Source organism: Paraburkholderia largidicola, assembly GCF_013426895.1.
GTDB classification, from domain to species: domain Bacteria; phylum Pseudomonadota; class Gammaproteobacteria; order Burkholderiales; family Burkholderiaceae; genus Paraburkholderia; species Paraburkholderia largidicola.
Map to the genome: position 1 here is coordinate 1,330,235 of NZ_AP023174.1, position 12,547 is coordinate 1,342,781.

10 protein-coding genes are annotated in these 12,547 nt (G+C 64.4%); 9 read left to right on the forward strand and 1 reads right to left on the reverse strand.

Annotation, left to right across the window (positions count from 1 at the left end; translation table 11 throughout):
* Positions 1–16 precede the first annotated feature (16 nt).
* On the reverse strand, positions 17–1,117 hold the full coding sequence (locus tag PPGU16_RS05920; protein WP_180722097.1) for a regulator: 1,101 nt from the start codon (positions 1,115–1,117) through the stop codon (positions 17–19).
* Positions 1,118–1,449: 332 nt separating this feature from the next.
* Between PPGU16_RS05920 and PPGU16_RS05925 the strand changes: the two genes are divergently transcribed.
* The 9 genes from PPGU16_RS05925 to ftsB all read left to right on the forward strand — a co-directional run bounded on the left by PPGU16_RS05925 (position 1,450) and on the right by ftsB (position 12,502).
* Complete coding sequence (locus PPGU16_RS05925; protein ID WP_180722098.1) at positions 1,450–2,703, forward strand: lipoprotein-releasing ABC transporter permease subunit; 1,254 nt, start codon at positions 1,450–1,452, stop codon at positions 2,701–2,703.
* Positions 2,696–3,439: a lipoprotein-releasing ABC transporter ATP-binding protein LolD gene (lolD, locus tag PPGU16_RS05930; protein WP_180722099.1), complete on the forward strand. Its 744-nt coding sequence runs from the start codon at positions 2,696–2,698 to the stop codon at positions 3,437–3,439. The genes PPGU16_RS05925 and lolD overlap by 8 nt, the downstream gene beginning before the upstream one ends.
* Positions 3,440–3,475: 36 nt before the next feature.
* A complete protein-coding gene (locus PPGU16_RS05935) occupies positions 3,476–4,264 on the forward strand; it encodes a TatD family hydrolase (protein WP_180722100.1) in 789 nt (262 codons plus the stop codon).
* 98 nt (positions 4,265–4,362) lie between these two features.
* The gene (locus tag PPGU16_RS05940) at positions 4,363–6,885 is read left to right on the forward strand and encodes a DNA internalization-related competence protein ComEC/Rec2 (RefSeq protein WP_180722101.1); all 2,523 of its coding nucleotides are present in this window, start codon (positions 4,363–4,365) and stop codon (positions 6,883–6,885) included.
* A gap of 49 nt (positions 6,886–6,934) precedes the next feature.
* Entirely contained in the window at positions 6,935–7,729 is a 795-nt protein-coding gene (locus PPGU16_RS05945; protein WP_180722102.1) for an alpha/beta fold hydrolase, read from the forward strand.
* Positions 7,730–7,980: 251 nt separating this feature from the next.
* Positions 7,981–9,642, forward strand: a complete 1,662-nt coding sequence (gene pyrG / locus PPGU16_RS05950; RefSeq protein WP_180722103.1) for a CTP synthase — start codon at positions 7,981–7,983, stop codon at positions 9,640–9,642.
* A complete protein-coding gene (kdsA, locus tag PPGU16_RS05955) occupies positions 9,639–10,493 on the forward strand; it encodes a 3-deoxy-8-phosphooctulonate synthase (protein WP_035990648.1) in 855 nt (284 codons plus the stop codon). The genes pyrG and kdsA overlap by 4 nt, the downstream gene beginning before the upstream one ends.
* Before the next feature lie 139 nt (positions 10,494–10,632).
* Positions 10,633–11,916, forward strand: coding sequence for a phosphopyruvate hydratase (gene eno, locus PPGU16_RS05960; protein WP_042307094.1), 1,284 nt, complete (start codon positions 10,633–10,635; stop codon positions 11,914–11,916).
* Between the two features lie 157 nt (positions 11,917–12,073).
* On the forward strand, positions 12,074–12,502 hold the full coding sequence (gene ftsB, locus PPGU16_RS05965; protein ID WP_180722104.1) for a cell division protein FtsB: 429 nt from the start codon (positions 12,074–12,076) through the stop codon (positions 12,500–12,502).
* Positions 12,503–12,547 lie beyond the last annotated feature (45 nt).

Here is a 12,547-nt window from a genome sequence, read left to right on the forward strand (position 1 = left end):
GGAGCAAAGAGACAGTTCATTCGATGAAAAGCGACGCGAACAGACGCCGTCGCCAGAATTTACGCAGATCGCCGCGCGTGATGTCGAGTGTCACCGAGCCCGTGTCGCCGCACAGCGTCAGACCCAGCGAGCCGAGTTCGCCCGCCTGCAGCGCGGCGAGCGCGGGCGCAAGCCAGTCGCGCTCCAGTGCGGCGAACGCGGCGTTCCAGTGGCCCCAGTCCTGCTCGATGAACGGCGCGGAAAACGGGTCGAGTTCGATCAGCGTGGTGGCGGCGCTGCCGTTGGTGCCGTCGGAACGCCAGGCGTCGTAGGTGACAGGCGGGGCGGCCGTTGCCGCCTTTGCGGCGAGCGCAAGACCGCGCGTCGCCGCCGCGTCCGACAGCACGCGCGCAAAGTCGCTTTTGACCGGCTGCGCCGCGCCTTGCGCATGGAACCAGATCGAGTTGACGGTCGGCAGGCCGCGCGCCTCGCGCGCTTCGTTCACGGGATGCTCGAACCACGCCATCTGCACTTCGTTCTGCAGCTTCATCCACGCGCGCGAGCGCTCGCCCGTGTGCGCTTCGTGCGGCAGCCAGATTTCGATGTTGCGGCCGCTCGCGCGCAGCGGCGAGGCGCCCGCCAGCGTGCCGAACGCGTCGCTCGACAGATACCAGCGCGACGGCTGCGGCGCTTCGATCCGCACGCCCAGTTCCTCGATCAGCGGACGCGCGACGTCGAAGAGCGCGCGCGCGTCGTCGTCCGTCAGTTCCAGCGACGCGGGATCGATCAGCACCAGATGGTCGTGCGCGATCCGCACATGCACCGGCTGCACGCATGCCCATGTCGCGCTGCCCGGGTTGCCGCCGTCGGCGAGCAGCATGTAGGGCGCGAGGGGCGCCTCGTCGGTTGCGGCCGTGCCGGCCGGCACCGCGCCGAAGCTGCGCGCGACCCAGCGCTCGTGCGGCAGCGTGCGCTGGAAGTCTTCGCCGATCACGCGTTCGACCAGCGTCGCGCGGGCGATCAGTTTATCGAGGGCTGGAATGTCGAGGGAATGCAGTGCAGTGGACGCATCGGCTGCGGCGGGCAGCGCGAAGGGTAGAAGGAGATGCAGTCGGTTGGCATTCATGATGCTGCGCATTGTATGGCAAACTTCGGCCCGTTGATCCGCGATCGCGGGCGAGATGGCGGGTGATTCGACCGGGCCCGAAACGGTGACTCGTGCGCGAGTGCGTACAATTCACGCAACGATTGCGCACCGGACGGCGCGATGTGGCGCGTGCCGTTGCATGGCGTCACAGCCCATGCGCCGTCTGAGGAAAGCTGCCGCAAGCCGGCGCTCTGGAACCATCGGCCGAAATTCGCGCCCAATCGACACGGCTTTCGCGCGCACGGCGCCGGTTTTTTCGCCCGGTGCGCGGACCGCCAGGGCAAATGCAGAACACAGCGCAATCACGCTGAAAAAGGACTCGCTTGAAACTTCCATACGAATGGCAGATTGGCTGGCGCTACACGCGCGCCGGCAAACGCACCACGGGTAACGGCTTCATCTCGTTCATCGCGCTCGTGTCGATGTCGGGTATCGCGCTCGGCGTGGCCGCGCTGATCGTCGTGCTGTCGGTGATGAACGGCTTCCAGAAGGAGGTGCGCGACCGCATGCTGTCGGTGCTCGCGCACGTCGAGATCTTTTCGCCGACGGGCTCGATGCCGAACTGGCAACTGACGGCGCAAGAGGCGAAGCAGAACAAGGAAGTGATCGGCGCGGCGCCCTATGTCGAAGCGCAGGCGCTGCTCACGCGCCAGGACGCCGTGAGCGGCGTCGCGCTGCGCGGCGTCGAGCCTTCGCTGGAGCCGGAAGTGTCGGACATCGGCAAGGAGATGAAGGCGGGCAACCTGAACGAGCTGAAGCCCGGTGAGTTCGGCATCGTGCTCGGTGGGGATCTGGCCGGGAATCTCGGCGTGACGACGGGCGACAAGATCACGCTCGTCGCGCCCGAAGGGACGATGACGCCCGCCGGCCTGTTGCCGCGTCTGAAGCAGTTCACCGTGGTCGGCGTGTTCGAGTCCGGCCATTACGAGTACGACAGCACGCTCGCGCTGATCAACATCAAGGACGCGGAAGCGCTGTTCCGGCTACCCGCGCCGACGGGCGTACGCCTGCGCCTGAAAGACATGCAGCGCGCGCCGGAAGTCGCGCATCAGCTGGCGCGCACGCTGTCGGGCGATCTGTATATCCGCGACTGGACTCAGCAGAACAAGACATGGTTCTCGGCCGTGCAGATCGAAAAGCGCATGATGTTCATCATCCTCACGCTGATCATCGCGGTGGCGGCGTTCAATCTGGTGTCGTCGCTGGTGATGACGGTGACCAACAAGCAGGCCGATATCGCGATCCTGCGCACGCTCGGCGCGCAGCCCGGCTCGATCATGAAGATTTTCGTCATTCAGGGCATGACGATCGGTTTCGTCGGCACGGGCATTGGCGTTGCGCTCGGCTGCCTGATCGCGTGGAGCATTCCGTGGCTCGTGCCGATGATCGAGCATCTGCTGCACGTGCAGTTCCTGCCGCCGTCGGTGTATTTCATCAGCGAGTTGCCGTCCGAACTCGTGCCCGGCGATGTGGCCAAGATCGGCGTGATCGCGTTCCTGCTGTCGTGCCTCGCGACGCTCTATCCGAGTTGGCGCGGTGCGAAGGTGCGTCCGGCGGAGGCGCTGCGTTATGAATGATCGTCCGAACAACAACCTCATGGCCGCCGACGAAACTGGTTTGCATCCGTACGTGCTCGAAGCGACTGGCATTTCGAAGGCGTTCGTTCAGGGTGGCCTGAACGTGCAGGTGCTGAACAACACGCAACTCTCCGTGCGGCGCGGCGAGAAGCTCGCGATCGTCGGCGCGTCCGGCTCCGGCAAGAGCACGCTGCTGCACGTGCTGGGCGGCCTCGACGATCCGAGCACGGGCCACGTCGAAGTGATGGGCAAGCCGTTTACGAAGCTCTCGGAGCGCGAGCGCAACGATCTGCGCAACCGCGCGCTCGGCTTTGTCTATCAGTTCCACCATCTGCTGCCGGAATTCACCGCGCTCGATAACGTCGCGATGCCGCTGCGCATCCGCCGCATGACCACGGAAGATGCGCGCAAGCAGGCACTCGACATGCTCGAGCGGGTGGGACTCGCGCATCGCGCGAAGCATCGTCCGGGCGAACTGTCGGGCGGCGAGCGCCAGCGTGTGGCAATTGCGCGCGCGCTGGTCACGAAGCCCGCCTGCGTGCTCGCCGACGAGCCGACGGGCAATCTCGACGGCGGCACGGCGGATACCGTGTTCAACCTGATGCTGGAACTGTCGAACACGCTGTCGACGAGTTTCGTGATCGTCACGCACGATCCCGATCTGGCCGCGCGCTGCGACCGCATCATGCGTCTGCGCGACGGCGTGCTGTACGAGGAGCCGACCGTGCCCGTCTGAGGCCGGGCGCTTTCCATTCGACACGAGGCCGCGCGCATGTGGATCGATACGCACTGTCATCTCGACGCTTCGGAATTCGACGCGGATCGCGACGCCGTGGCGAGCGCCGCGCTCGAAGCGGGCGTGAGCCGGATCGTCATTCCGGGCATTGCGCGCGGCAACTTTTCGACGGTGCGCGAACTGGCGCATCGCGTGCAGGGCGGGGCGTATGCGCTCGGCATTCATCCCCTTTTCACGCCGCAGGCGCAGCCGTCCGATCTCGATGTGCTGCGCATGGAAATCGAGGCGAGTCTCGACGATCCGCTGTTCGTCGGTCTCGGTGAGATCGGGCTCGACTATTTCGTGCCGGGACTCGACGACGAGACGCAGCAGTTCTACTACAACGAGCAACTCAAGCTCGCGCGCGAATTCGACCTGCCCGTGATCTGCCATGTGCGCAAGTCGCAGGATCAGGTGCTGAAGGGCTTGCGGCGCAATCACGTGAGTCGCGGCATCGCGCATGCGTTCAACGGCAGTTTCCAGCAGGCGCAGGCGTTCATCGACCACGGCATGCATCTCGGGTTCGGCGGCAACGTGACGTTCGAGCGTGCGCTGCAGATCCGGCGGCTCGCCGCGCAATTGCCGCTCGACGCGCTGGTCGTCGAAACCGATGCGCCCGATATCGCCCCTTCGTGGCTTTACAGGCAGCGCAACACGCCGGACCAGATTCCCGCGATCGGCGCGATCCTCGCCGAGCAGCGCGGCATCGACAAAAACGCGCTCGCGATAGGCACAACGGCTAATGCGCACGCCGCATTGCCGCGTCTCGCCCTTTACTCTGCATAATCACTGTTTGGCTCGCATGGCGCGTCGACGTGGACATTGATTCGGGTTCCTGATGAATGTCGGCGTAATGCTGCGCGAGCGTCGGTTGCGGAGGCGGCATGCGGGCAGTGTGGTGCGGGTTTGCGTTGGGCGTCGTGTGGTTGCAGCAGCAGGCTTCGTTGCCTGGGCGGTGGAGTTGGTTCGTGCTGATCGCAAGCGCCTGCGGGCTGAGCCTGGTTTCGTCGATGGGCTTCCGACGCGGCGACGCGTGGCCCTCACGCGCAGGCTGGTTTGCGGTGCTGTGTGCGGCGGCGTGTTGTGGCTTTGGTTATGCCGCATGGCGGGCGCAGGCGCGGCTCGCCTACGAGTTGCCGCAGGCGTGGGAGGGGCGCGATATCGCCGTCAGTGGCTGGGTCAAAGGACTGCCGACGCGCAGCGCGGATGGCACGCGTTTCCTGTTCGTCGTCGAATCAGCCGATGCGCCCGTCGAACGTTTTCCCCGCACGCTGCAACTATCGTGGATCGCGGATGATGCGCCGCCGCCCGTGCTCGAACCCGGTTCGCGCTGGCGTCTGAACGTGCGGCTCAAGCGTCCGCATGGAAACGCGAACTGGGGCGTGCGCGACGCGGAAGCCGTATTGCTCGCGCGTGACGTTCGGGCGACGGGGTATGTGAGCGCGTCTTCGTCCGCCGTGCGGCTTCCAGGAAGGGCAAGCGGAGTGGGCGTGCTGATCGACGGCTGGCGGTCGGCCATCCGCACTCGAATTGCCGACGTGCTCGGAGACGCGCCCCATATGGGCATTGTCGTCGCGCTCGCGATCGGTGCGCAGGACCTCGTCAGTGCCGCCGACTGGCTGCTGATGCGGCGCACGGGCACGAGCCATCTCGTCGCGATTTCCGGTTTGCACATCGGGTTTGTCGCGGGGATTGCGGGGTGGCTGATAGGGACGCTGTGGCGGCATTCGTTCTTCATCGGACGTGGCTTGCCATTGCTCGTACCCGCGCAGAAGGTTGCGATCGCGGGCGGTGCGTTGTTCGCCGCGTTTCATGCTGCGCTCGCGGGCTTCAATGTGCCTGCCCAACGGGCATTGTGGATGGCGGGCATCGTTGCGCTCGCGTATGTCGGCGGACGGCGCGTCGCGCCTTCCGTGGTCCTTGCGTGGGCCCTCGGACTCGTCCTGCTGGTCGATCCGTGGGCGGTCGTGTCGGCGGGATTCTGGCTGTCGTTTTGCGCGGTCGGCGCGATTCTGTTCGCGATGTCGGGAGCGGCGCATATCGCGCGAAGCAGGCCGTCAGAGTCACTGGATGACGAGCAAGTCGAACGCTCTTTAATGAAGCGCTGCGTCGACGCGACGCGCTCGCAGATCGGAGCGTTGATCGAGCGCATGCGCAGCGGCGCTCGCGTCCAGTTCGCGGTGACGATCGCGCTCGCGCCGCTGACGGTGTGCTTCTTCTCGCAGATACCGCTGATCGGTCCCGTGGCGAATGCGTTCGCGATTCCGTGGGTCAGTGTCTTCGTGACGCCTGCCGTGATCGCCGGCATCGCGTTACCGGCGCCGCTCGATGCGCTCGCTTTCCGGTTCGCGCATCATCTGCTGGATCTGCTCGCGGCCGGTCTGCAACTGCTGTCGGGCCCGCCTTGGACGGTCTGGCAGTTGCCGCAGCCGGATGCATGGGCGATGGCGTGCGCGGCCGTTGGCGTCGCGTGGTGCCTTGCGCCGGCCGGCTGGCCGTTGCGTTGGGCCGCGCCGCTGACGTGGCTGCCGTTGCTCGCGCCGGCATCGACCGCTCCCGCTGAGGGCGCGTTCCGCCTCACGGCGCTCGACATCGGACAAGGCTCGTCGATCGTCGTCGAAACCGCGCATCACACGCTGCTGTTCGACGCAGGCCCGGGTCCCGAATCGACGCACGCCGGGGAGCGCATCGTCGTGCCTTATCTGCAGGCAGCGGGCATCGCGACGCTCGATACGCTGATCGTCAGCCACGCCGACTCCGACCATTCGGGCGGCGCGCCCGCCGTGCTCGAAGGCATCGAAGTGAGGCAACTGCTGGCGGGACTTCCGCCAGACCACGCGCTTTGGCGCGAGGCGGCCGGGAAGGGCGCCCAAACCGTGCGCTGCGCGGCGGGCCAGCGCTGGCAATGGGACGGCGTCGACTTCGCGATCCTCTGGCCCGACGCCGGTCCATTGCAAGGCAAGCCCAACGCGCACTGCTGCGTGCTGCGTGTGAGCACGGCGGGCGCCGCGGCGCGCGGTTCGCGCATTCAAACGCATGAAGACAGACGAACGGCCGTCGTCGCCTTGCTGGCCGCGGACATCGAAGCGCCTGTCGAACGCACGCTGCTCGCGCGCGAGCCCGCCGCATTGCGCGCGCAGATTCTGCTCGTGCCGCATCACGGCAGCAAGACCTCGTCGACCGAGCCGTTCCTCGACTCTATCGAGCCGTCCATCGCGGTATTTCAGGTAGGCTATCGCAACCGGTTTCATCATCCCTACGCGGGCGTCTACGAACGGTATCGGGCGCGCGGCATCGCGCTGTCGCGCAGTGATGACGACGGCGCCGCGCGCATCGAGGCGGACGGATCGGGGCTGTCGCTGGAACGCTACCGGCAGACGCACCGCCGCTACTGGATGGACCCGTAAACGAAGGGCCGGCGCGATCAAGAACAAATCAGAACGGAGACCATAGCGTTTGAAGAACATCATCCATTTCTCCCATGCAAACGGATTTCCGGCGTCCACCTATCGGACGATCTTCGCCGAACTCTCGGACGACTACGACATGCGTTTCATCGAGCGGATCGGCCATGACGCGCGCTACCCGGTGACGCGCGACTGGCCGCATCTGGTCGAGGAGTTGCTGGATGACATCGGGCGTGCCTACGAGAACCCGGTATGGCTCGTCGGGCATTCGCTCGGCGGCTATCTTTCACTGATGGCGGCGCTCAGGAAGCCGCAATGGGTGCGCGGCGTGGTGATGCTCGATTCGCCCGTCATCGCGGGCTGGCGCAGCAACATGCTGCGCGTGTCGCAGTGGACGGGGCTGGACGAGCGGCTGTCGCCCGCCGCGGCGACGCGTACGCGGCGCACGCGCTGGAGCAGCCGCGACGAGGCATGGCGGCACTTCCATTCGAAGCCCGCGTTTGCGCGCTGGGACGAGCGGGTCCTGTCCGACTATATCGACTTTGGCATTCCGCAAGCGGGCGCCGACGGCACGCGGGAACTCGCTTTCGACCGGCAGACCGAGTACCGGATCTACAAGACCTTGCCGCATACGTTCGGCGGCCGGCTCGCGCGCGGCGCGCCCGTGCCCATCGGCTTCGTCGCCGGGACGCGGTCGCGCGAAGTGCGGCAGGCGGGATTGCAGGCGACCCGGCGCCTCGCGGGCGAGCATTTCGAGTGGATGGAAGGAACCCATCTTTATCCCATGGAGCGGCCCATCGAAACGGCGCGCGCCGTGCAGAGAATACTGCGCGGGCTCGAATGATTTTCGTCCGCGGCGGCATGCGCGTTCGCGGATAAATGAAACGCCGGGCCGCGCTGCGACATAAACCCGCAACAAACCCACGGCGCATTCAGCGCGCGGAACGCGCGGACCGAAATCCATCCGGCATCCGCGCGAAAAGCGACCGCGTGGATGCTCAAAAAGAACGCTCGGTCGTCACGAACGAGCCGCCCCAGGTATGGGCTGGATGCACACGTTCGGGTATAATCCGTTTTTCCCGCGAGCATCCAGCGATGACCAAATATGTTTTCGTCACCGGCGGCGTAGTTTCTTCCCTCGGCAAGGGTATTGCCGCCGCTTCCCTCGCCGCGATCCTCGAATCGCGCGGTCTGAAAGTCACCCTCCTCAAGCTTGATCCCTACATCAACGTCGACCCCGGCACGATGAGCCCGTTTCAACACGGCGAAGTGTTCGTGACGGAAGACGGAGCGGAGACCGACCTCGACCTCGGCCACTACGAGCGCTTCATCAGTACCAAGATGCGCAAGGCCAACAACTTCACCACGGGCCAGATTTACGAATCGGTGATCCGCAAGGAACGCCGCGGCGATTATCTCGGCAAGACGGTGCAGGTCATTCCGCACATCACGAACGAAATCCAGGCATTCGTCGAACGCGGCGCGGCATCCGCGACGTGCGGCGAGCCGGATGTCGCCATCGTCGAAGTGGGCGGCACCGTGGGTGACATCGAATCGCTGCCGTTCCTCGAAGCCGCGCGTCAGATGAGCCTGCGCATGGGCCGCAACAGCGCGTGCTTCGTGCACCTGACGCTGGTGCCGTTCATCGCCACTGCGGGCGAACTGAAGACCAAGCCGACGCAGCATAGCGTACAGAAGCTGCGCGAAATCGGTATCTATCCGAACGTGCTGCTGTGCCGCGCCGACCGCCGTATTCCCGACGACGAGCGCGCGAAGATCTCGATGTTCTCGAACGTGCCCGAAGACGCCGTGATCTCGGTGTGGGACGTCGACAGCATCTACAAGATTCCGCAGATGCTGCACGACCAGGGCCTCGACGAACTGATCTGCGAAGAGTTGAAGCTGACGGCCAAGGCGGCGGATCTGTCGATGTGGTCGGGCCTCGTCGAGAAGCTCGAACACCCGAAGAGCGAAGTGACGATCGGCATGGTCGGCAAGTACGTCGAGCTGACGGAGTCGTACAAGTCGCTGATCGAAGCGCTGCGCCATGCGTCGATCCACACGTCGACCAAGGTCAACATCGAATACATCGACTCCGAAGAGATGGAAGAAAACGGCGTCGACAGCCTCAAGCATCTGGATGCCGTGCTGGTGCCGGGCGGTTTCGGCCGTCGCGGCACGGAAGGCAAGATCAAGGCGATCCGCTACGCACGCGAAGCGAAGGTGCCGTATCTGGGCATCTGCCTCGGCATGCAGCTGGCCGTGATCGAATTTGCGCGCGACGTGGTCGGCCTCAAGGATGCGAACAGCACGGAATTCGACCCGGAAACGCCGAATCGCGTGGTCGCGCTGATTACCGAGTGGTATGACCGCGACGGTAAGGTTGAGAAGCGTACAGAAGAATCCGATCTGGGCGGCACGATGCGCCTAGGTTCGCAGCGTTGCCCGATCAAGCCGGGCACGATGGCCGAAGAAATCTACGGCAAAGATGTGAACGAGCGTCACCGTCACCGTTATGAAGTCAATAACCGCTTCGTGCCCCAGCTCGAAGCGGGCGGCCTTATCATCAGCGCCCGTACTCCGAGCGAAGATCTGCCGGAAATGATGGAGCTGCCGCGCTCGATGCACCCGTGGTTCGTCGGCGTTCAGTTCCACCCCGAATTCACGTCGACGCCGCGCGACGGACACCCGCTCTTCAAGGCATTCGTCGAAGCGGCGCGCGCTCATCGCGAAGCGAGCGTCGAGGAGAAAGTATGAAACTGGGCGATTTCGAAATCGGCCTCGACAAGCCGTTTTTCCTGATCGCTGGCACCTGTGTCGTCGAATCCGAACAGATGACGATCGACACGGCCGGCAAGCTGAAGGAAATCTGCGCGAAGCTGAAGATTCCGTTCATCTATAAGTCTTCATACGACAAGGCCAATCGCAGCAGCGGCAAGTCGTTTCGTGGGCTGGGAATGGATGAGGGTTTGCGCATCCTTTCCGAAGTGAAGCGTCAGCTTGGCCTGCCTGTTCTGACCGATGTTCACAGCGAGCACGAGATCGAGCAGGTGGCATCGGTGGTCGACGTGTTGCAGACGCCTGCGTTCCTGTGCCGTCAGACGGACTTCATCCACGCGTGCGCGCGGTCGGGCAAGCCCGTCAACATCAAGAAAGGCCAGTTCCTCGCGCCGCACGACATGAAGAACGTGATCGACAAGGCGCGTGACGCCGCGCGTGAAGCGGGTCTGTCGGAAGACCGCTTCATGGCGTGCGAGCGCGGCGTGTCGTTCGGCTACAACAACCTCGTGTCCGACATGCGCTCGCTCGCGATCATGCGCGAAACGGGCGCCCCCGTCGTGTTCGACGCGACCCACTCGGTGCAGTTGCCGGGCGGGCAGGGCACCAGTTCGGGCGGCCAGCGCGAGTTCGTGCCGGTGCTGGCGCGGGCCGCCGTCGCCACGGGCATCGCGGGTCTGTTCATGGAAACCCATCCGAATCCGGCTGAAGCGAAGTCGGACGGTCCCAATGCCGTGCCATTGCATCGCATGGCCGATCTGCTCGAGACGCTGTTGACCCTCGATCAGGCCGTGAAGCGCACGCCGTTCCTCGAGAACGATTTCAACTGATGCAGCCACGCGCGCTTCGCCGCAGTCCGGCGCAGCGCGCGTGCTCCAACCCGATGGTCGTCGAACGCGTCCGGACGCGTGCAGTCGAAGTGAGCCGGACGTCTCACCTTAAGAATTCATCGTCATTTCAGAGGAAACCATGAGTGCTATCGTAGATATCATCGGTCGCGAGATTCTCGATTCGCGAGGCAACCCCACCGTCGAATGCGACGTGCTGCTCGAATCGGGCACGATGGGCCGCGCGGCTGTGCCGTCGGGCGCATCGACGGGTTCGCGTGAAGCGATCGAACTGCGCGACGGCGAAACCGGCCGCTACAGCGGCAAGGGCGTGCTGAAGGCTGTCGAGCACATCAACACCGAAATCTCCGAAGCGATCATGGGCCTCGACGCTTCCGAGCAGGCCTTCCTCGACAAGACCCTGCTGGAACTGGACGGCACCGACAACAAGTCGCGCCTCGGCGCGAACGCAATGCTGGCTGTCTCGATGGCCGTCGCGAAGGCTGCGGCTGAAGAAGCCGGCCTGCCGCTGTACCGCTACTTCGGCGGTTCGGGCGCGATGCAGCTGCCCGTGCCGATGATGAACATCGTCAACGGTGGCGCGCACGCGAACAACAGCCTGGACATCCAGGAATTCATGATCGTCCCCGTCAGCCAGCCGACCTTCCGCGAAGCACTGCGCTGCGGCGCCGAAGTGTTCCACGCGCTGAAGAAGATCCTGTCGGACCGCGGCATGAGCACGGCCGTGGGCGACGAAGGCGGCTTCGCGCCGAACTTCGGCAGCAACGACGAATGCCTGTCGACCATCCTGCAAGCTATCGAGAAAGCTGGCTACCGTGCCGGTGAAGACGTGCTGCTCGCGCTCGACTGCGCAGCCAGCGAGTTCTACCACGACGGCAAGTACCAGCTGGCGGGCGAAGGCCTGCAACTGTCGTCGTCGGAATTCGCCGATTACCTCGGCGCGCTCGCAGACAAATTCCCGATCGTGTCGATCGAAGACGGCATGCACGAAAGCGACTGGGAAGGCTGGAAGATCCTGACCGACAAGCTCGGCAAGAAGATCCAGCTGGTCGGCGACGACCTGTTCGTGACGAACACGCGCATCCTGAAGGAAGGCATCGAAAAGGGCATCGCGAATTCGATCCTGATCAAGATCAACCAGATCGGCACGCTGACGGAAACCTTCGCAGCGATCGAAATGGCCAAGCGCGCGGGCTACACGGCTGTGATCTCGCACCGCTCGGGCGAAACGGAAGATTCGACGATCGCCGACATCGCCGTTGGTCTCAACGCGGGTCAGATCAAGACGGGCTCGCTGTCGCGCTCGGACCGTATCTCGAAGTACAACCAGCTGCTGCGTATCGAGGAAGATCTCGGCGATATCGCCAGCTATCCGGGCAAGTCGGCGTTCTACAATCTGCGTTGAACGCCCTCGAATGAGGCGGATTGACGGGAGTAAGTGACGCTTGATGTCAACAAACCCGTCTCAATAACCGTTAAACCGGTTATGCTTCGCTACTGATTCACCCTACCGCCCTGCGTAAAGCGCAGGGCGGCGCACATTCAACCCTGCAATTCACTTCATGCGGCTCGTCACCGTCGTTCTGCTCGTCCTGCTGGTGCTGATCCAATACCCTCTGTGGTGGGGCCATGGTGGCTGGTTGCGCGTGCACGAACTGCAACAGGAACTCGCACAGCAGCTGAAAAAGAACGCGGACGCGAAGGAGCGCAACGAGCGCATCCAGGGTGAAGTCCAGGATCTGCAGAACGGCACGGCCGCCGTCGAAGAACGCGCCCGCTACGAAATGGGCATGGTCAAGGACAGCGAGGTGTTCGTGCAGTTCGTGTCGCCGAATGCGCCGTCGCCGGCGGCTAACGCGCCACAGTCGAATACGTCGACGCGCGGGCAGATCACGGGCGCGCCGCTGCGTGTGGTGCCCAATCCGGAGTCGCGCGCGAAGCCGGATCGCAAGCACGCGAAGAAGGACCCGAAGGAAAGGAAGCCAGGTTGACGGCTGATGCGGTGCGAGGCGGGTGAGGCAGGCTCATGAAAAAAG